The organism is Affinundibacterium amnicola, assembly GCF_014284275.1.
Taxonomy (GTDB): Bacteria; Pseudomonadota; Gammaproteobacteria; order Burkholderiales; family Burkholderiaceae_D; genus Undibacterium; species Undibacterium amnicola.
This window is the reverse complement of the sequence record NZ_JACOFU010000004.1, coordinates 306,723-329,407: the sequence shown is the minus strand read 5'-3', so window position 1 is coordinate 329,407 and position 22,685 is coordinate 306,723. Positions and strand designations below refer to the sequence as shown.

Genomic DNA, 22,685 nt, shown 5'->3' with positions numbered 1-22,685 from the left:
ACAAGCTAAAAAATACTTTTGAGCAATATTCATTTGCATTTACTAAATGAGAATCGTCTTTTTTCATTTATGTACCGATTTTTGATGAATATCTACGTTGCATATTTGTTGGAAGCTAACATAAGTGAATACCAATCGTTTAATATTATGCGCTTCTTAGTGTGAGATATATGCTGAGAATATGTATTTAATCAAAATGTCGAGAAAAAATTTGTTGTTCATATCAGACCGCAGTGTTTGACCGAACGATTGATAGCCAACATGGATTACAACATCAATTTGATTGAATTGTGTTACCAAAATTGAAAAATAGGGACTTTAAACATGAATGCAAAAAAAACTGGTAAGCCAGTGTCGATGACGACATCACGGCTTGCAAATGGCACATGGATTAAACGTTTGCTGACTTCAGCAATCGGATTAACTATGGGCGTTGGTGCGCTTGCCTCATTCGCACAAGAAATGGATCGTCCATCAGAGCGCGCACGTTGGCGCGCCGAGTGGCAGCAAGAAGGTGTTGCTGTTGATCTAAAGGCAAATCGTTCAAAAGGTAGCGTTCTGCCTTTAGAGTTCCGTAAAAAAATGCTCGAAGCTGCACAAGCTGAGCGTCAAAAATGGGGTCCAATGATCCCAAATGGTAATTTGAGAGCGGTAGCATTGCCTGGCGGTAGTTTGAGTTCTTTAAATCAAACACAGTCTTCAATTGTACAAGCGGCTTCAAGTGCAAGTGTTTGGCAAAATATCGGCCCGACTAAAGCAGACGTGATGAAAAATGGCGTTATTTTGCCAAAGACAGATGCTGGTCGTGTAACAGGTATTTCCATCAATCCAGCAAATCACGCTGAAATTTTGGCGACTTTCTCTGGTGGCGGTTTGTGGAAGACTGTTAACGCCGGTGGAACTTGGACGCCATTGACTGAGAGTTTAGGTACTTTGTCGATAGGTTCTATGGCAGTTGATCCAAATAATCGTGACACGATTTATTTGGGCTTAGGTGATGCTTTTGACGGCACAGGCCTCGGCGTTGTTAAATCGAACGATGGTGGCTTGACTTGGAGTGCGCCAGTATTCTTGGGCACATCCACAGTGGTCAAGGCAATTTCAGTTGCCCCTAGTGATCGCAATATCATTTTAGTTGCAACGAATAAGGGTTTGTTCCGTTCGACGAATCGTGGTGGTTCATTCACGCAAGTTAATTTGGCAACTGGCTACGGTTCCGATGTTTACGTATGGTCCATCGTTTGGACTGGCGGCACAAGCTTTGCCGTATCAGTTGCACCAGCAGCGGATGATGGACAAGTATTCGTATCGTCTAACAACGGCGCGTTTTGGACCAAATCCAAGTTTTACAATGTGACTGGTTGTGAGCCTGGCATGATGGGCATTATGTGTGTAGCAGCGACAAGTGGTATCGGTCGCTCAACTCTGGCTGCAGCACCAAGCAACCCGAATGTTGTTTATGCGATGGCTGCAACACCAACTGCTACCGGTACAGATTTGGCTGATATTCTCAAGTCAACAAACGGCGGACAATCTTGGACGCGTTTGAACGCGATCGAGAAGCCATATAACGTGATTAACTTAGAAGCTGACAATATGTCGACTTTGCTGAATGGTCAAAGTTGGTATAACCAAATGGTTGTGGTTGATCCACTCAATGAAAACATCGCTTATTTTGGTGGTGCGCTCTTGATGGCAAAAACAACCGATGGCGGCGAGAGCTTTACGCCAGCAAGTAACTGGTTAGCACGCTTTAACTTGCCTTACGTTCATGCTGATTTCCACGCTGCTGCAATCGAAGGTTCTACCATGATCATCGGTACTGACGGTGGCTTGTTCAAGTCAACAGACGGTGGTGCAACATTTACTGATGCTTTGAACTTGGGTTTGACTACACATTTGATCTATAGCGTTGGCTCTTCTCCTGCAAATGTTAATGCAGTGATTGGTGGCTTCCAAGATAACGGAACGCGCGTACGTGCTGGCTCTACAACTACCTACAACCAATACATCGGTGGTGACGGTTTTGGTTCGGTTGTACATCGTACTAATGCGAATTTGATGTTGGGTTCTTTGTATTACACACGTATTCAGAAGAGTACTAACGGTGGTGTATTGTTCTCTGCTGCAACTACAGGCATCTCTGGTACTAACAATCCGTCATTGGCACCATTTAACACTGGTATCACTTACTGGGAAGGTGCTGCAAATGCCGACACAGTTTACACATGGACAAATACACGTGTGTACAAGTCTGTTAATTTCGGTAGCAGCTGGACAGCGGTTGGTGCAACAGGTTTACCAACTTCTAGTTTATTCATCCGTGGTGTAGGTGTTGCTGCAAGTAACGTTAATGCAATGGGTATCGTTGCGAATGGTGGCCGTGTATTCTTGACGAGCAATGGTGGCGTGAGCTGGAAACAAACAGCAGCATTGCCAAACAATGGTAGTTCATTGAGCAAGATTGCATTTGATCCAAAAAATACTTCAGTGATTTATGTAAGCTCTGTTGCAGCAAACGCAGGGTTCAATCATATGTGGAAATCTGTTGACGGTGGCAATACTTGGGCCGTGATTGAAACAGGTTTGCCAACTGGTGTTCCAGTTAATACAGTCAAAGTAGATCCAGTGGACAGCAATATCGTGTACACAGGTACTACATTGGGTATCTACCGTTCTGTTGATGGTGGTGCAAACTGGGCACGTTTTGGTTCTGGTATGCCTTTGGTTGAAGTGACAGATATCTACACTGCGCCAGATGCAAAAATGTTGCGTGTATCCACATTTGGTCGTGGATTCTGGCAAATCAATATGTAATTTGAGATGCAAAATTGACAGTTTAGTTGCTGTCAAGAAATTAATGAAAACCCTCGCTGAAAAGCGAGGGTTTTTTTATGCTTATTGCCACAAACAAATCTTGACCCATGGAAAACAATCGAGGATTATGAGCGCTATGCACATTTATTTTTCAAAATAAATGGAATTTAAGTTTTGTTACATTTCGACGTTAATTGACGAGTAATTAAGGTCGAACTAAAAACACAATTGAAACGATAACCTAACGGGAGCTTTAAACATGGCGACGATGATTAGTCCAGGTCAGTACAGAATTTCTTTGGCAAATGAAACGCTGACTTCTTCTACAAGTTGGAATACCTTGATTGGGACTAGCACCAATCAAACACTCAAATTAATGGGGCTCTACTATGGTACGAGCGGCACGATTGATATGGGTGGTGGCAGCGATACCTTAATTATTAATGTGAATGCCAAAGCCCGTTTAGACTTAAAGAATACGGAGTATGTTTATGCTGGTGCTGGGAAAAGCGTCAGTCTGCAATTAATGAATACTTCAGGCTCCACAATTACAACTGACGGTACTATTAAAGAAATTACTGGTGGTGGTGGTAAAGAGCACGTGACTTTCGAACACGGTCTTGCAGATGCAGGAACACGTCCAAACGGCAACAGTGTTGTCACTGTAAGTTTGGGTGGTGGTACGCAAGATGTGGTTAACTTTGAACACGCAACACGCGTAGTTAATTTACCTGGTGGTGGCAGCTACACTCAGAACGCTTGGGTAATTTATGCAACGCCTACGGGCTACGCAGCCTACAATAATTTCCGTGATTACACAGTCAATGTTTTAAGTACTGCAGAGCAGTTAACTTACAACGGTGATGTTTATACGCCTGGTTCTACCAATTTATTGATCAGTAACGTGACATTTAATTGGGCTGCTAATGTTGCGAATACTAATTTCATTGTGAACGTGCCAAGCGTGAATGTGTATTTCCGTACTGGTGGTGTTAATTCCTTCCTGGATAATTCCGCTGTTTTTGTCACTACCAATAACGTCGGATTGGCGCAAGAAGCTGGTATTTCTGCACGTGCTGTGGCGGAAGAAGGCGTAATTCGTGTTGAAGCAGGTATTTCAACAGATGATTCTGCAGAGCACTTGTTTATCGGTACCACAGGCGCTGACACAATGGCAGCATCTACCACCAATGCGACCGTACTATATGGCTTTGCGGGCAATGATGATTTGACTGGCAATGCTGGTGCTGACACGATGTTTGGCGGTATCGGTGACGATACAATCACCGGCGGTTCAGGCGATTCCATTTATGGAAATGAAGATAATGATCTGGTGGTTGGATTCGCGACAGGTACGGTGATCGTTGATGGAGGTACTGGTGCTAATACGCTGCGAGTTGATTCGACAGCCGCGATTGCTGGTTTAGCTGCCGCAACTGATGCTGCTTTAGTGAATGTACAAACCGTTACAGCCGCAACAGCGACAACTGGTGTTGCCATTAATCTGAGCGCACAAAGCGAAGCTTTCACGATTATTGGTAGTGGTGAGCAAGATACGATTACCGTTGGTCAGGCAGCGGATACTTTAACGACTGGTGCGCGTGCCGATACTGTGGTGTTTGGAACAGCAGGTTCGTTGGCTGCAGCGATTGATACCTTAATAGACTATGAAGATGATGTACTCGATTTTGGTGGCGATGCAGTCTTGGTCGGTGCTGGCGGTGCAGTAGTCGCTGCGACAAGTGTGAGCACTTCTACCAACGGTAAAGTGACATTTGATGCTGCAGACGATACTCTGGCTGAAAAAATTGCAGCGGTTCGTGCTGATTCCCGTTTAGATGCAGCTAATTCCGTTGCGGTTTTCTCTGATGGTGCAGATTCTTATGTTTATTATGCCGGTGCCGCGACCGGTAATGCAGATGACCAGATCGTCAAACTGACTGGTCAATCCAGTCTCGATAAAATTGTTGTCAGCGCTGGCAATGTCACTCTGGATACCGAACCACCGGTCTCTGGTTTAACGACAACTTTGTCTTTGTTGCCAACGACGACTTCTTGGACTGGTGCCCCTGGCGGCGCTACGCCAACTGGCTACACACCAGGTAATGATGGCAATGCAAATACATCCCAAGGCGATGGTGTGAATGGTGCGACGAATCAACTGATACGCAATGCTGGTGGCAATTTTGGGACGCATGTACAAGGTGGCGATGATACTTATGGCGTAGTTGCTGTTCCAGCAGGATTGTGGAGTACAGGTTTGAACATGTTTGGAACCACCTATACAAACTTGTATATCGGTACTAACGGTTATGTTACTTTCGGTAAGGGTTTCTCTGGTTATTCTCCAAGTGGTATTGCTGGCTTTACTCGCTCGCCGATGATTGCTGCGCAATATGATGATCTGTATACCGATCAAGGTGCGCGAAATATTACGAACGGCGCGGGTTCTGGAACTTCGCAAAATTCTCACAACATGTACTATTTTATCGATGGCGACAAAATTGTCTTCACATGGGATAACGTGGGTTTGTACTCTTCTGCCAGTTCATCCACTTCCGGAAATCTAGGTTCTGCGTTCCAAATTATCATTCACAAGCCAACAGGCGATGCGGTTGCGGATCAAAACTTCGGTATGGAGATTCGCTACGAAGAAGTGACTCAACAAAGCGCGGGCGCAACAGCAGGCTGGACCGCTGGTGACCAGGTCAACTATGGTCTGATCAATGACGGTTCAGTACTGTCAACGGTTGCAACTAGCGCGTCGAATGTGGGGGTTAATGGTGTCTGGGCTTGGGAAGTGAATGGTGGTGTTGTTGCTGCGCCTTACTTCGTACCGGATATCGGGATTGATGCTTCGGGTGTTGATGTGGCGAGTTTATCTTTCCGTAATGCGATGCCAACTGGCTTCACGATTTCTGGTGATGGCAATGGTTATGGTTTTGAAATGGCAGCCGCAGTTGCAAACGGTGCGAACTCTACGGCAGTATTAAATACCATCGCTAGCCCAGTGTGGAATTTGTGGAAAGAGCAGTATAAAGATGGTGTCGCAACCATCACAGTGACGCCAACAGGTGCTGCAAATGCGGTGGCAACGACATTGGACGTCAATATTTTCAGTAATGGTTTAGATACAGTTACTCGCATAGGCGGTGAATTTGGCACGACATTGCAAGTGACCGCGACTTCCAGTTCGCTGAATAGTGCAAGTAATACGGACATTAGTACAATCACGACCGTGCAGGCAACGAATGCTGCATTGATTGATTTGAGTAACCAGACAGAGGATTTTGATATCGCTGGTTCCGCAGGTGCAGACACTTTAGGTGGTGGTCAAGGTAATGATACGATTAACGGTGGACTAAATAATGACGTCTTGACAGGCGGTCTGGGTGTGGACGTGTTCACAGTCGGTGCTGGTGTCGACACTATTTCTGACTTAGGAAATGGTGCTGATGTATTGACCGTAGCTGTTGGCGCAACTGCAAACGCGACACTCGCAAATGGCTGGACAGCAACTGCAGGGACTAATAACCGTGGTACCGCATCGATTGATGCTGCTGGTTTTGATGTTAACTTAACATCAGCTGATGGCACCAGCGCCAATGGTTGGATTATCACTAACAGTGGCACAGCAGTGAATATCGATGGTTCGGGACAGAACGATACCATTACTGGTGGTGCGGGTGATGATGATATCGATGGTAATCTCGGTGACGATTCAATTTCTGGTGGTGCTGGTGCGGATAGTTTCTGGGTGATAGATGGCACAGATTCGATTAATGATTTGGGTAATGGTGCAGATCAAGTCACTATCGGTGGTGGTGCGACAATGAATGCCACACTTGCAGCAAATTGGACACCAACGAATTCAACTACTAATTCTGGCACTGCAAATGTCAATGCGGCTGGTTTTAATGTTGACCTGAGTTCCGCAGGCGGTGTTTGGACCGTGACGAATAGTGCCGTGACTGCAGTTTCGGTAACGGGTTCCGCTGGTGATGACACCATTTCTGGCAATAACGGTAATGATACGATTGTTGGTGGTGGTGGCACAGATAATTTAAGTGGTGGTGCTGGAGATGACACCTTCCGTTATGCTGCTTGGGCAGAATTAGCTGGCGAAACAGTGGATGGTGGTGCCCACACGACAGGCGACACGATCGTATTTACCAGTGGTATTTCTGGTGAAAATTTCCATACAGCTTTCGGCGGTGTCACAAACCTTGAGCGTGTTCAGTTAAGTGGTGCGAATGATATTAATCTTGGAACCGACATGGTTGGTTCTGGCATTACGACAATTTTGACCGGTGCTGGTACAACCAGTATTCGTAATGATGATCCTGTATTGAGTGGTATTACCATTGATGCTACAGCCATGCTTGATAACCTTGTGTTGACACTTTCCGACACTGGTGGCGCTACAGACTTCACTGTCACCAACTTGCGCGGAGATTTGACGGCTTCTGCGTTAACTACCGGTACCTTGTCCGCAAGCGCTGCAGAGGGTGCTGGCTTTGCAGTATCCATGACAGGTGGCAATACAGTTGACACGTTTATTGGTAGTCAAGGCGCCGATACATTGACTGGTAATGCTGGTGACGATACCTTAACGGGCGGCGCTGGTGCAGATACATTTACTGTCACTGCCGGCACTGACACTATTACTGATTTCGGTAACGGTGCAGATATTCTGACTATCGCAGCTGCCTCTGCTGCTGTGGTAACTCTGGGTGGTGGCTTTAATGGTGCTGCGTCAACTAGTAACGACGGAACTGGATCGATTAATGCTAATGGGTTTGCCATCGATATGACTTCTGCGACTGGTGCCAATGGTTGGAGTATCACTAACTCTGGTGCTGGTGGGATCTGGTTGATCGGTTCTGCTCAAAATGACACGGTTGTTGGTGGTGCTGGTAATGAAACTGTATGGGGACGTGGTGGAACCAATACCTTGACAGGTGGCGGAGGTGTTGATGCCTTTGGCGCAGAGGGTAATGATACGATTACCGACTTGGGTTTCGGTGGTGCTGATACTTTAAGTGCCAACTGGGGCTCTTTGGATGTTACCTTGGGTGGCAATTGGACTGCGACAGCATCTTCTGAAAGAACTAGTGGCGCTGCGACCAATATGGATGTTGCTGGTTTTAATGTGAACTTAGCCGCAATTGGCGGTACCAGCGGTTGGAACATCACAAATAGCGGTGCTGCGTCTAGTATTACAGGATCCGCTAATAACGACACGATCACGGGGACAGCTGGTATCGATGTAATTAATGTCAGTTCTGGCGTGGATACAGTGGTCGTTGGATCTTCCAGTGCCACTGGCATCGATGAGGTGACCAATTTTTCCTCAAACGATTTTATCAAATTCGTCGCGGCTAATAATTACATCCATGACACAAATAACTGGGATGGGGAAGTCAGTCTTGGCGCTGCATTAGTGGCAGTTGCCGCAAGTTGGAACGGCAGCAATGGATCTGCGGTTGGCTTTACTTATCTAGGCCTTCAGTATGTTTTCATTGAAAGCACTGCTGGCGCCAATAGTTATGATGCAAATGACGCGGTTGTTCAGTTAGTTGGCACAAACTTGGCTTCACTGACATCAGCCAACTTTATTTTATAAGTTCGTTCATTCTTGAGTGCGTAGTAAAATTAAACCCTGCCTTCTTTTTGAAGGCAGGGTTTTTTTTCGGCATTACAGATTTGTACCTAGGTTTTGCGATTATTTGGTATGAAAATAATGACCCAAATAATTGTTTAATTTTTGTTTTTTTATTTGGATACTTAGATTAAAAAGGGACAGAGATCAGATAGCTTAGCTTTACTTTTGTGCTTATCTGATTGGAGCTAACAATGCTACGTAAGCCAATTTATTATCTGTTGATCGTTTTGAGCTTGAGTGCTTGCGGTGGTTCGGACAACACGCCGAATAATGTGGCACCAGATCCAGCATTACCTTCTGGTACTGGAGCTGATTGGAAGATGGCTTGGGGCGATGGACTGAAGTCCGCGCAGGTGGTTGACCCTGTGACTTTGAAAGTGGTATCGGAGACTAGCTGGAATGTTTCCGCGGTATTTCAGGCACTGTTGGCGGAAACGGTCACTTCCACAATATTGATCGATGAAGGCCCCAATAAAGGGCAACCTACCAATTTACGCTGGAAGGGGACGAATTTTCCATACGATAATCGTTTTCATCCTTTGACTCGTGCAGTTTGTCGCGCGACTGGCGGTGGATTGGCTGGCTACGGTTCTACGGGGTCATATGCTGTTTATGAAGATGAGAACGGTATCGGACGGATTTATGAAGGCCATTTGATTTACCGGATTGGTATGAACGTCGTTTCGCAACATACCGTACCAGGGATTGTGGCACCTACGATTTGTGGAGTAAATCCTGTTTGGTACACGGTTTATTATGACCGCGCCAATGTTGGTCCTGGCACAGTAGTTCTGTATGATGGGCAATAAAATTTTTGACGCAATTTGAATATGATTATTCTCTAGAATGGCTGCATGAAAATCCTTTTTATCCATCAAAATTTTCCCGGACAATTTAAACATTTGGTGCCAGCACTAATTCAGCAAGGACATCAGGTATCCGCTACTGTGATGTCACAGAAGCCATTAGCGTCGTCGTTGCCGCTGACGATTCATACTTATTTTCCTGTTCGTAGTTCAACCCCACAGATTCACCCTTGGTTGATTGATATGGAAACCAAAGTGATTCGTGCCGAAGCGGTGTTCCATAAATTGACCGAGCTAAAGGCTGGCGGTTATCAGCCGGATCTGGTGATTGCGCATCCTGGGTGGGGAGAAAGTTTATTTGTTAAACAGGTTTGGCCTGACACAAAACTTGCCATCTACTGTGAATTTTTTTATCGAGATCATGGCCAAGACATGGGTTTTGATCCTGAGTTTCCTCGCAGCTCGGTTGAAGATGCGTGTCGTTTAACGCTAAAAAATAATAATAATTTTCTTCATTTTGAAATTGCCGATGCCGGAATATCCCCAACACATTGGCAGCAAAGTACGTTTCCTGAAAGGTTTAGAAACAAGATTAGTGTTATTCATGACGGTATCGATACCGAACATGTTCGCCCAGATGATCAGGCGGTATTTGAGTTATCTGATGGCAAAGTGCTGACAAAGAAAGATGAAGTCATCACTTTCGTGAATAGAAATTTAGAGCCATATCGTGGATACCATATTTTCTTGCGAGCGCTGCCACAAATTTTGCAGGAACGCCCGAATGCGTGTGTTGTGATTGTTGGAGGAGACGAAGTTAGCTATGGTGCGAAACCTGACCGGGGTCAAAGTTGGAAGCAAATTTTTCTGGAGGAGTTGCTGCCAAAATTGAACACTGAGCAGTTGGAAAGAATCCATTTTGTCGGAAAAATTTCCTATCCTCGTTTTATAGGATTGCTGCAGGTTTCTAGCCTACATGTCTATTTGACCTATCCGTTTGTATTGTCATGGAGCTTATTGGAAGCGATGAGTGCCGAATGCGCAATTCTTGCTAGCGATACCGCGCCCTTGAAAGAAGTGATTGAGGATGGTGTTAATGGTGTTCTGGTAGATTTTTTTGACGTTGAAGGATTGGCGAATAAGACGATTGCCTTACTCGCCGATGTTTCTACACGTCAGCAACTTGGGCGAAATGCGCGTCAATTTGCGCGACAGCACTACGATTTGAAAACACAATGCTTACCAAAGCAGTTAGCATGGATTGCTTCACTTCGTTAATTCTCAAGAATATAGAATTTGACGTTTGATATTTAAATCAATTGGTATATTGATGTATGTCGCTTATGCTGATCTCGGCCTTGTTATATCGCACTCGGCTCAATCAATTATTTTGAAAATAAGGAAGAATGTATGAGTTCGTGGACACAAGGTTATGTTGCCGATATTGGCTACACATATGGATATTATTCTGAGTTATGCCCGATTAAAGCGAATTTAGCTTTGTTGCATGTAGGGAATTCCTTGTCGCAACAAGGGGATCATTGTGAACTAGGATTTGGTCAGGGCTTAAGCATCAATATGCACGCTGCGGCATCTGGCGACCGCTGGTACGGAACGGACTTTAATCCATCACAGGTAAGTTTTGCAAGAGAGTTGGCTCAAGTATCTGGTGCCGATGTTGATTTAAGTGATCATAGTTTTGCTGAATTTGCGCAGAGAACAGATCTTCCACAGTTTGATAGTATTGGATTGCATGGAATATGGAGTTGGATCAATGATGAGAATCGCTCAATCATTGTTGATTTTATTCGTAGGAAATTAAAAGTGGGCGGGCTTTTGTACATTAGTTATAACACGCAACCTGGTTGGGGAGCATTTGCGCCTATGCGCCACTTGCTGGCACAACATACGGAAGTGATGGGCACAGGCGGCCAGGGGATTGTAGGAAAAATTGATGGAGCGATTGATTTTGCTGAGCGTTTGTTGGCGACAAATCCAGCCTATTTGCAAGCCAATCCGCAAATCACAAAAAGAATTGAGAGAATCAAAGGACAGAATCGTCAATATGTTGCGCACGAGTACTTTAATCAGGATTGGGAGCCTATGCATTTTGATGATATGCATAAATGGCTGTCGCCAGCAAAACTGGAGTTTGTTTGTTCCGCGCATTATGCAGAGCACATCGACGAAGTGAATATCACACCACAGCAACAGCAATTCTTGAAGCAAATTAGCGATAAAGTATTTCGTGAGAGTACCCGTGATTTCATGACGAATCAGCAATTTCGCCGTGATTTTTGGATGAAAGGCGCGCGCCAATTAGGTGCTCGTGAAAGGGGTGACGCCATTCGTGCGCAGCGTGTGATTCTCACTACCGCGCCCGCTGAAATTAAATATCAATTGAAGGGTAGCCGTGGGAGCTTCAATGTCGGAGATAAAATTTACGAGCCGATACTGAATAGTCTTGCAAATTATCAAATCAAATCACTTGGAGAGATCGAAAAAGAGCTGGCTTCTCAACAGTTAGATTTGTCATATTTAGTGAAGGTCGTGATTGCATTGACTAGCGGCGGTTATCTGGCCGCTGTTCAAAGCGATGAGCGCATGGTCAAAGCTCAGTCAGCCAGCGAAAAATTGAACGCGTATATATTTCAACAGGTCGGAGGTCATATTGATTATCGATATCTGGCAAGTCCGGTAACCGGAGCAGCTGTCATGGTTGATCGAGTGGAGATGCTGTTTTTGGCCGCGTATCATCAAAAATTGGAAAGTCAGCAAGCATGGGCTGAGTTTGCATGGAAAATATTGGCAGAACGCAATCACGTATTATTGAAAAATGAAAAATATCTTGAAACAGCGCAAGAGAATTTAGCAGAATTAGCAGAACTAGCGGCAAAATTTGCTTCAACATGCCTTCCCGCAATGCGTGCCTTACAAGTAATTGCTTAAGCTAAGGTCGTTTACTTTGATTTGTACATTCTGGTTATTTACTATAACCAAGGATGTACGATCTGATTATGAAGTGTTTCGTATTGGGGCATTAAATCTTAACTTTATATGGCTGCTTGTATTCGCAGTCAATTTGATATTTGAATGACGCCTGATAGGTTTGCCTTTAGTTCGTCCTTAAAATAATTTAAGAAATGTATTTTTAACTTTTTGGTAACTTTCGCGAGCCACCGAAGTTTGGATCGGGAAGTGCGCCTGTCCTAGAGCACTTGCTACCATCGCCGGTTCAAAATTTGGTTGTGCAGAGGCTTCTACTTTCCTCTGATTTTTCTGAACCTATTCAAGCCCATAAAATAATTTGTAGATTTCGCAAACTAAAGGTAGTATCATTAAAAATGTGATGTGCGTCACATTTTTAATGATTGCTAACGTGGATAATGCGAAACTTTATTTTCCTTGCAAACTGAGGCCATCGGATCTTTTGACGATAGACGAAAGCCGCGACAAGCGCGCACCTGAGCGCAGAAATGAATTATGAAATCTAAATTTCAACTCCCCAAAAATGAAATCGTCGATATTTTGACGACTTTTAAAAGCACTTTTAAAACCGTCGGTGTTTTTAGTGCGATTATCAATTTACTTATGTTGGTTCCTTCTCTGTACATGTTGCAAGTGTACGACCGGGTTTTACAGAGTCGAAACGAAATTACATTAGTGATGCTCACTTTGCTAATGCTTGGTGCCTATGGTTTGATGAGTGCTTTGGAGTTTATCCGTAGCTTTGTTTTGATACGTTTAGGCGCAAAGTTAGATATGCAGATGAATAAACGCATATACACAGCGGCATTTGAGCAAAATTTAAAGCGCGGTGGCGGCAATGCTGGTCAAGCCTTACAAGATTTGACGCAAATCCGTCAATTCTTAACGGGTAATGGCTTGTTTGCATTTTTTGATGCGCCTTGGTTTCCGGTGTACTTGGCAGTGATTTTTATGTTTGATCTTTACCTGGGTTTGTTTGCTTTGGGTGCGGTCATTATCATGGTTATTCTGGCTTATGTGAATGAACAAGTGTCAAAAAAACCTTTAGCAGAAGCCAATACAATGTCGATTATGTCGAGTAATTTAGCGACAAATAATTTACGAAATGCCGAAGTCATTGAAGCCATGGGGATGCTCCCAAATTTGATGTCTAGATGGTATAAGTTGCATGCGAAATTTTTGAATCTTCAGGCAGAAGCAAGCGAAAAATCTGGCATGGTTACGGCAGCGAGTAAGTTTGTTCGGATCTCTGTGCAGTCCTTGGTCTTGGGTTTCGGCGCGCTCTTGGTGATCGAAAATAAAATGACCCCTGGGATGATGATTGCTGGTTCAATTTTGTTGGGTAAAGCTACCGGACCAATTGATCAATTAATTGGCGTTTGGAAGCAATGGAGTTCTGTGAAGAGCGCATACGAGCGTTTGAACGAGTTGTTATCCAATAATCCAATCCGCGAAGCTGGAATGGAACTGCCAAAGCCACAGGGACAGATCGCAGTTGAAGCTGTTACTGCGGCACCTCCTGGCTCCACCGTTGCCGTTTTGAAAAACCTGAGTTTTGGCTTGAATCCTGGTGATGTTTTGGGTGTTATCGGTCCTTCTGGCTCAGGCAAATCAACACTTGCACGTCTTTTAGTCGGCGTCTGGCCTGCTGCCGTCGGTAAAGTGCGTTTGGATGGCGCAGATATTTATCAGTGGAATAAAGACCAACTAGGTCCACATATCGGTTATTTGCCGCAAGATATTGAGTTGTTCGGCGGCACGGTCGCTGAGAACATTGCCCGTTTCGGTGAAGTGGATTCTGAGAAAGTAATTATTGCGGCAAAGCGCGCTGGTGTACATGAATTGATTTTGCACTTTCCGAAAGGTTACGACACATTATTAGGTGACGGTGGTGCAGGCTTATCTGGTGGGCAAAAGCAGCGTATAGGATTAGCACGAGCGATGTACGATGACCCTTCGATGTTGGTATTGGATGAGCCTAACTCGAACTTAGATGATGTTGGTGAACAAGCGCTGGTAGCGGCTTTAAATGACTTACGTCAGCGTGGTAAAACGATTATTTTGGTCACGCATCGTCAATCAGTTTTAGGTATTACCAATAAATTATTGCTGCTGCGGGATGGTGTTGCGCAAGCCTTTGGTCCACGTGATCAGGTGCTTCAAGCTTTGGCGCAAGCGCAACAGCAGGCAATTGCTAGTCAGCAGGCTGCAGGTAAACCTGTATCGCCACAAGCAGGTGCGACGAATGAGGCACCCGCTGATACTCAAGCAAGAATAGAAGCTGCGGCGCAAGGAGAGGACGTAAAATGAGTAATTTAGCACTGAAGAAAAGTGACGTCACCGATGTCGCAGTAACGAATGTCGAAACGATCGAATTAAATACAGATGCCAGCTCTTATGCACGCTTAGGTTGGTTGATCGTTATCTTGGGGTTTGGTGGATTTCTACTGTGGGCCTTAATCGCGCCTTTGGATCAAGGGGTTCCGCTGTCAGGAAATGTTGCGGTGGCGACGAATCGTAAGGTGATTCAATATCAATCTGGTGGAACTGTTGAGAGCATCTTGGTTAAAGATGGAGATCAGGTTAAAGCCGGACAAGTTTTGCTAAAAATGAACAGTATTCAAGTTAAATCTGCACTTGATATTGCAAAGACACAGTTTTATACGGCGAAAGCGACAGAGGCTCGTTTACTGGCTGAGCGTGAAAATGCGAAGGACATCGTGTTCCCAGCAGCATTGTTGCAGGCAAAAGCGATTCCACAAGTTGCGAATAATATGATGGTTCAACAGCAGTTGTTCAGTTCCCGTCGTATGTCATTGCAAAGCGAGTTAGGTGCCGCTGATGAAACCGTAGCCGGACTTCATTTTCAACTGACTGGCTTAGAAGAGTCAATGCAAAGTAAAAAGCAGCAACAGGTATTTCTGAAAGAGCAGTTAGAGAGTGTGCGTGAGCTAGCAAAAGAAGGTTACGTTGCGCGTAATCGTCTGCTTGATCTGGAACGAACCTATGCACAAGTGAATGGCAGTATTTCAGAAGACATTGGAAATATTGGCAGAGTAAAGCGCCAAATAGCTGAATTGACGTTGCGTAAATCACAGCGTCAGCAAGATTATCAAAAAGAAGTTCGTACGATATTGACCGATGTTCAAAAAGAATCTGACGCATTGCAGAGTCGATTAACCGCGTTGCAATATGACTATGATAATGTTGACGTTAAAGCGCCTGTCGATGGCACGATTGTTGGAATGAATGTCTTTACATTAGGTGCGGTAGTCCCGAGTGGCTTTAAGCTGATGGAATTGGTGCCAGTAGGCGATGCTCTCATTATTGAGGGCCAGTTGCCAGTGAACTTGGTCGATAAAGTACATAAAGGATTGCCGGTGGAATTGATTTTCTCTGCCTTTAATTCGAATAAGACGCCGCATATCCCGGGTACTGTTACGCACATCTCTGCAGATCGTACTATCGATGAGCGTTCTGGAATGCCTTACTATAAAGTCCGTGCTGAAGTCACGCCGGATGGATTTAAGAAGCTGGCAAACCTTCAAGTACGTCCTGGTATGCCAGTCGAAATGGTGGTCAAAACTGGTGAACGAACAATGATGAACTATTTGATGAGACCTTTACTTGACCGTGCAGCTTCTGCAATGAAAGAGGAGTGATTATGCAATCTGTTTTTCGTAAATCACTAGTGTCTTCTGCTTGTCTGATTTTGATCGGACTATCTGGGAGTGCTAATGCGATCGGTCTGATTCAGGCCTATCAAGCCGCGTTAAAAAATGATCCTCAACATCGTGCTGCCATCGCTGAGAACGTGTCAGGTCAAGAGTTTCAAGTGATTGGACGCTCCGCGTTATTGCCACAAGCACAATATAGCTACTCGACCGCAAATAACATGGGTGAGTCTATCGCACCTGATGTTTTGGGAAGACAGAAACTGACGCATCTTGATTATCGCAGTACAACAAGAAATGTCACTATTCGTCAAACCTTATTTAATTTGGATGCGTATGCCCGATTTAAACAAGGAGAGGCGCAAACAAAACTGAGTGATGCGCAATTTGATGTTCGCAGTAAAGACCTGATGGTGCGTGTCATTACTGCGTATGCAGACGCAAAATTTGCGGAAGATCAACTACGTCTTTATCAGGCACAGAGAGATTCTTACCTTGAACAAAAGATGGTTAATGATCGTTTGTTTCAAAAAGGTGAAGGCACCAAAACCGATATGTTAGAGACGCAGGCAAAGCTGGATGTTGCAGAGGCTGCGGTATTGGAAGCGACGGATAATTTGTACAACGCGCGAAACACCTTGTCCGGCATCATCGGGATGGAAGTATCGCAGCTTGACGTCTTGCAAGATAATTTCAATGTTGGTGCATTATTGCAAGGAGATTTTGAATACTGGAAAGTAACGGCGGAGAAGAACAATGCGGAAATGCTTGCGGCGGAATTGGAGCTAGAAATCGCTGAGCATGATATTGCAAAAAGTCGAGCTGGACATGTGCCACGAGTCGATCTAAACGCAAATTACAATCGTGGTAAATCAGAAACCGTTGTAACGCAGACGCAAGACAATAATGTTCGCAGTATTGGCGTCCAATTGGTCATTCCAATTTATTCCGGTGGCTATGTAAATGCAGTATCGAAGCAGGCGGTCGCGCAAAAAGATAAAGCTAGAGCCGGCTTGGACAGTACTCGAATCAAAGTAATGAATGAATTACGAAAACAATTTAATACTGTAAAGAGTAGTGTCGCGAAAATTGAGGCATTGCAAAAATCGGTTGCGTCATCAACAATTTTGGTCGAAGCAACCAAGCAGAGTATTAAGGGCGGAGTACGCATTAATCTTGATCTTTTGAATGCGCAGCAGCAATTGGTAACAACGCAGCGAGATTTAGCGCAAGCGAGATATTCTTATTTGATCGGTTTTATCAAGCTCAAGGCGACAGCGGGTGTTGCAAATATAGATGATCTGCATACCTTGTCGGGATTCTTTGCTCCGAATTAAAAGTGAATATTTTGGGTGAATGGGAAGTCAATAAGTAACCAATAAGCTCGTAAATAAAAAGAGTTTAAGCGACTAGCTTAAACTCTTTTGTTTTTCTGCAATCAGAATGATTACTTCCCCGAACCCACCAGCTTCAAAAACTCATTAATCTGCTGTTGCATCCATGCAGGTGCATCGGCCATGATGAAATGTTTGGAGTCTTTGGCGAAGGCCATGTGATTCAGATTTTTTGGAATGTTCGCCAGTTGTTTTTCGTAAGTGGCTTGTACTTGTTCTGCGGGTGTATATGGCGCACCATTTTGTAAGGCACCTAAAGTCAATACTGGTACGCGCACCTTACTTAAAGCAGGGCGCAAATCTTTGCTGGCTAGCTCGCTCATGGTGCGACCAGAAGTCATCGGGTCAGAACTCATCATGTCCTTCGCAATTTGGGTGTGCCATTCTGTGTTGTTTGCCATGTTTTTTGCCATCGCCATAGGATCGAAGCCGGTATTTTGTGGCGGTGGTGGATTGCCAGATTTCTGCATATTTGCCTGAGCTTCTGCGAACATTGCGCCTAATGCAGGTAAGCCGTCCACGTTAATAGCCGCGCCGATTTTGTCGGAATGATTGGCTGCTAATGAGAGTGCTAAAAATCCCCCTAAGGAGTGTCCGATCACGACTGGCTTATGTAATTGCTGCTTCGCGATGTAATCGACGATAGCTTGTTCTTGTGCCGCGATAAAGCCTTTGCTCATTGCACTATTTGGTAATGCTTTTGTTCCCGCGAAACCTGCCAAGGTCAATACGTGAACTTGATAGCGATCTTGCAGTGCGGCGACAGTTTCTTTCCAAACTGCGGATGAAGAGGCGAGACCGGGGATCAAAATTAATGCTGGGCCATTACCGCTAACTTCCACTTTGAATGCTGCAACAGCAGCGGTTGTGGCATCACCACTTACATTGACTTGATTTGCCTGCGGTGCATTTGTTAGTGCATTTGTTGATGCATTGGTTGGCGTCGCCAAGGCTGAAGTCGCTGCTAAGGATAAGCTGATGCTGAATGCCACATTGCGTAATGCGATTGCGTGGCGACGAGATAAAACGAGCGCATTGTTCTTCATGATGATTTCCTTATTGTTGTCAGTGAGTTTGTGTTGCGACTGGAATGCATTGTAAAGATCGCCAGTCACGCTCACCAGTGACAAATGTCATCAGTTTTCTATTAATGTTCAAGCGCTCTTAAGCTTGCTCAGCATCTTTACCATCCTCTCACACGCTCTCTTTTAACAAACGCAATAAAGCCTCAGTATCCATGCGCCCAGCTGCATCACCGCCGTCCAATAAGCTATCTGCCAAATCGCGTTTCTCGGCATGCAGAGCGAGGATGCGTTCCTCTATGGTGTCTTGGGTGACTAGTCGATAAATCGTCACTGGTCGTTGTTGTCCCATGCGATGCGCGCGGTCTGAAGCTTGGTCTTCGACAGCGGGATTCCACCAAGGGTCAAGGTGAATCACGTAATCGGCGGCGGTGAGATTGAGGCCGGTGCCGCCGGCTTTTAAGCTGATTAAAAAGATGTCGCCTTGGCCCGCTTGAAAAGCATCAACACGCTTTTTGCGTTCTTGCGCGGGTGTGCTGCCATCGAGATATTGATAGGCGATGCCCTGTTCATCTAACCAAGCGCGCACGATGGCTAAGTGATCGACGAATTGGCTGAAGATTAAAGCTTTGTGACGATTGTCCAGCAGTTCTTCCACCGTGTGTTGTAAGACAGCGAGTTTGCTGCCGCTGATGTTGGCGTTTTTCATGACCAACTTTGGGTGACAGCAGAAGCGGCGTAGCTTGGTGATTTCTGCCAAGACCTGCATAGACTTACCAGCAGTAGGATCGATCTGTGCGATCTTGTCGATGGCTTCTTGTCGCAAGGCTTCGTACAAGTGGCGTTCTTCATCACTGAGTTCGACTTGCAGATTGATTTCAGTACGTGGTGGTAATTCGCTTAGAACTTGGGTTTTGGTGCGGCGTAGGATGAATGGTTGAATCAGTTTTTTTAGATGTGCACGCACCGCTTTGTCACCGCGTTCAATCGGGTGGCTAAATTTGTCGGCGAAATTGTCTTTTGATCCCAATAAACCCGGATTGATAAAGCGAAAGAGATTCCACAACTCGCCCAAGTGATTTTCCACTGGTGTGCCGCTGGCAATCATTTTGAAATCTGCGGTCAGTGCCATCGCAGCTTGACTGCGTTTGGTCGCGGCATTCTTGATCACTTGTGCTTCGTCTAGCACCACACTATGCCAATGCTGTGCAGCAAAGGTGGCAGCGTCTTGTTGCAGCATGCCATAGCTGGCGATCACGATATCAAACGCACCTAGATCATTCAGCGAGCGATCTTGTTGATAAGCGCGTATCTTGAGTGTAGGGGCGAAGCGGGCAACTTCGCTTTGCCAATTCATCGCCACCGAGATCGGTGCGATTACTAAGGCTGGTCCATTCGGTGCGCGATCTACTAATAGCGCCAGTGTTTGTACGGTTTTACCTAAACCCATATCGTCTGCTAAGCAAGCACCCACGCCCCATTTGGCAAGCTTGGCTAACCACTGAAAACCTTCGAGCTGATAGTCGCGTAATTGCGCTTGTAAAGTGGAGGGTACCTGCGGCACAAAGCTAGCGAGCGCATCGAGTTTTTCGACTTGCTCACGCCAAGCTTTATCAACTTTGAGTTCGCCGACTTCATCGGCTAATTCGGCTAGTGCTGGTGCAGCTAAAGAATTGATGCGTATGCCGTCTTTACCACTTAGTTCGGCGAAGTGGCGTAATTCATCTAGACGTTTGCGGAAGCTGTCAGTCAAAGCGAGGAAATCATTGTCGCCGATTTTTAAGAAGCGACCTTTGCTCGCCTCTGCCATTTGCATTAGCTCGCGTAAAGCTAATACGCGACCATCATCGAGCGTGACTTCACCACCCGCGACAAACCACTCACCTTGTTTCTTAATACTCAGTCGCATATTACCAAGCGAGCGTTGGCCTTGCAGGTGGAAGCGTTCGCCTTCAGGCCAGACTAATTGCAATTGCTCTTCTGGGATGGCTTTGAGTTGACTCAACAATTCCAGACATTGTTCTGGTGTTTGCCATTGCCATTCATTGTTATTCTCTTCGGCTTCATCAAAGGCGGTGCAGCTTGTGAGTAAGCTTTGTAATGCAGTATTTTCCTGGGCTAAGTCACGACTCGCTTGTACCGTTTGCCCATCTAATTCACCCAATACATTGGCTGCACCTTCGCCCGGCGTGAACCAGCCAGCATCGGTTAGTGGGCGCATCAATAATTGCAAGCGCAAACCTTCTTTGAGCGGTAATAAATGGGCATAGAGAGTCTGGTCAGCGGCGACCGTGTGGATGTGCTGTGCTAATTCAGGTAGGTCAGAATGAATTGCCAGATGCGGTGCAATCGCTGCGATCACATCGACTAATTGGGCTTTGGCGGCGCTTGGTACGGTGAGGCCAGAACCGAGGATGCCGGCGATTTGTTTGATCTCTGCGCTGGAACTATAAATGGCTAAACGCGTGGGTGTTTCTTTGCGCACGACATAGGCTTGTTGCGATGTGATCGCTGGTTCTAATTGCAGGCTGATATGATCGTTTTTTTCTTTTAAGAATAAGGCTAATTCGCCTTTGACCACATCGATACGCACATCGGGTGCATCGCTCCAATACACTTGTGGATGGTTGATCAACAGTGGTAAGGCTTTCTCGCTATCCAAATTGTATTCGACATTGCCGTAATAGCCTTCTGTACTTTTGCGTATGCAATTAGCGATTTGTTTATCTTGTGAGGTCAGATACGGCAAGCCATCTTGTTCTTGCGCTAAACGCTTTAAAGCAACTGGCCGACCTTTACTCCACACACCTTTGGCACTGACTTTTTGTTCGCGCGGTTCTAGCCCTGCATGATCGCGTAGTAGCGTAAGTAACCAAACTAGTCTTTGTTCTGCGACGACTTTACTACTATCGTTATTGGTGTTGAGATTTAGTTGGCTCAATGCAGTCAATGCACGTTGCCATGACTCTTCTCTTTGCAGCGCCTTGTACAAAGGAGTGATTGTGTGTTGCGCCTGCCAGGCGGATATTTGAGGAGCATCGCCATAATGTTTGATGAGTAAGGCGTCGGCTTGCGCAGCTAGCCAGTGATAGCCGTTGTTGAGGTAAAGCTGATAGGCAGCACGCAGTCGTTGGTGGGCGTCTTCACGTACTGGTTCACTTTCCCAAAACAATGCCAGACATTCAAACAGCGTTTCCACACCGAGTTCGCGTTGCAGGACAAAACGTTTAGGGGTTAATGGAACGCCCTTAGCCAGATGATTACTGAGCGACTCCAATAAATAATAAGTAAAAGCATCGTTTTGTTTAATACCATCGTCTACCTGTTCTTTGAGTTTTTTACGATTCTCTGCACTATCAATCGCTAGCAAGCAAACTGTATAAAGCAAGCCAAGTACATCACTCAAGTGCACCTTACGTTTGCCGGTATTCTTCTTAATTGTTTTGCTAATGATGTCAATCTGAGCGAGAGCTTCAGCGTAGTCAGCCTGCATGATTGCCATGGCAAACGCATGTGTACCGCGTTGCTCTTCTAAGCAATATTGTTCTAGTTGTTGAAGTAAAGCTAGGTCGCCACGCAGTAAGGCTTGCCAGATCAATTGATCAAGCACTAGATAAATATTTTCGCCAAATTCTGCTAGGTGTTTTTGCACATATTCGTATGCCAAGCGAGCATCACTCGCCGCCCAATTTGCTTGATAAAACAGGTCAGATAGCAGCACGCCCTTAGTGACTTGAGAAAACTGGGAGAAGATATGTTGACCCGCTTCAGTTTCAAACAAATGCTCTGCCAGAACTTTTTTGTCGCCAGTACGTGCTTCGAAAAATTCATGCCGCCAATAGCCGATGCCATCGATCTCATTAACCAGACAAGAGAACAAGAGTTCGCGTCGGCAAAAGGCCGCATTGTGCACCTTCCAATGTTTATATTCCTCACGCTTATTCAAAATTACTCTGATGCTGCTGATCCACGCATGAATATCGCTGTGCGCAAGTAGATGCGCGATGATGGGCATGTGCAAACCTTCATTCAACACATAACCTTTTCCGCTAACAGGTGTGACCAAGTGCTTTTCGTGCAGCACGGCTAGCTGATCTCGCACCGCGATCACACCTGGTACTTCACCTGCTCTTCCAAATGACTCACGTCGCTGCAATAACAATTCCAGCATGACATTTTGGCTTAATGGTGAATCGAGTAGCGCTAAGGCGTAAAGGAATGGAAATTCTTGCGCTTCCAGGTGATCGAATTGGTGCATTTGGTAATTATGTGAGAAGAAAGCAGAAAACCGATTTTACCTGATTTGTGATTTCAATCAG

Annotated in this window: 10 protein-coding genes; 8 read left to right on the top strand and 2 right to left on the bottom strand. The window is 45.4% G+C overall.

Features of this window, described 5'->3' with window-relative positions; translation table 11 throughout:
• Window positions 1-324: 324 nt before the first annotated feature.
• From H8K33_RS11925 to H8K33_RS11890, 8 genes are all read left to right on the top strand, one after another.
• Entirely contained in the window at window positions 325-2,817 is a 2,493-nt protein-coding gene (locus H8K33_RS11925; RefSeq protein WP_186891257.1) for a WD40/YVTN/BNR-like repeat-containing protein, read from the top strand.
• A 259-nt stretch (window positions 2,818-3,076) separates the two neighbouring features.
• On the top strand, window positions 3,077-8,443 hold the full coding sequence (locus tag H8K33_RS11920; protein WP_186891256.1) for a beta strand repeat-containing protein: 5,367 nt from the start codon (window positions 3,077-3,079) through the stop codon (window positions 8,441-8,443).
• 230 nt (window positions 8,444-8,673) lie between these two features.
• Window positions 8,674-9,291, top strand: a complete 618-nt coding sequence (locus H8K33_RS11915; RefSeq protein WP_186891255.1) for a hypothetical protein — start codon at window positions 8,674-8,676, stop codon at window positions 9,289-9,291.
• 45 nt (window positions 9,292-9,336) lie between these two features.
• Window positions 9,337-10,566, top strand: coding sequence for a glycosyltransferase family 4 protein (locus H8K33_RS11910; protein ID WP_186891254.1), 1,230 nt, complete (start codon window positions 9,337-9,339; stop codon window positions 10,564-10,566).
• A gap of 132 nt (window positions 10,567-10,698) precedes the next feature.
• Window positions 10,699-12,237, top strand: coding sequence for a class I SAM-dependent methyltransferase (locus H8K33_RS11905; protein WP_186891253.1), 1,539 nt, complete (start codon window positions 10,699-10,701; stop codon window positions 12,235-12,237).
• Between the two features lie 534 nt (window positions 12,238-12,771).
• Complete coding sequence (locus H8K33_RS11900) at window positions 12,772-14,586, top strand: type I secretion system permease/ATPase (protein ID WP_186891252.1); 1,815 nt, start codon at window positions 12,772-12,774, stop codon at window positions 14,584-14,586.
• Window positions 14,583-15,938, top strand: a complete 1,356-nt coding sequence (locus H8K33_RS11895) for an HlyD family type I secretion periplasmic adaptor subunit (RefSeq protein ID WP_186891251.1) — start codon at window positions 14,583-14,585, stop codon at window positions 15,936-15,938. Before H8K33_RS11900 ends, H8K33_RS11895 begins: the two co-directional genes overlap by 4 nt.
• A gap of 2 nt (window positions 15,939-15,940) precedes the next feature.
• On the top strand, window positions 15,941-17,287 hold the full coding sequence (locus tag H8K33_RS11890; protein ID WP_186891250.1) for a TolC family outer membrane protein: 1,347 nt from the start codon (window positions 15,941-15,943) through the stop codon (window positions 17,285-17,287).
• Between the two features lie 110 nt (window positions 17,288-17,397).
• Here the strand turns inward: H8K33_RS11890 and H8K33_RS11885 are convergent, their stop codons facing one another.
• Both H8K33_RS11885 and H8K33_RS11880 read right to left on the bottom strand, forming a co-directional pair.
• Window positions 17,398-18,390, bottom strand: a complete 993-nt coding sequence (locus H8K33_RS11885; RefSeq protein WP_186891249.1) for an alpha/beta fold hydrolase — start codon at window positions 18,388-18,390, stop codon at window positions 17,398-17,400.
• Window positions 18,391-18,538: 148 nt separating this feature from the next.
• Window positions 18,539-22,624 (bottom strand): DEAD/DEAH box helicase, encoded by a 4,086-nt coding sequence (locus H8K33_RS11880; RefSeq protein ID WP_186891248.1) that lies wholly within the window; start codon window positions 22,622-22,624, stop codon window positions 18,539-18,541.
• Between the last annotated feature and the right edge of the window lie 61 nt (window positions 22,625-22,685).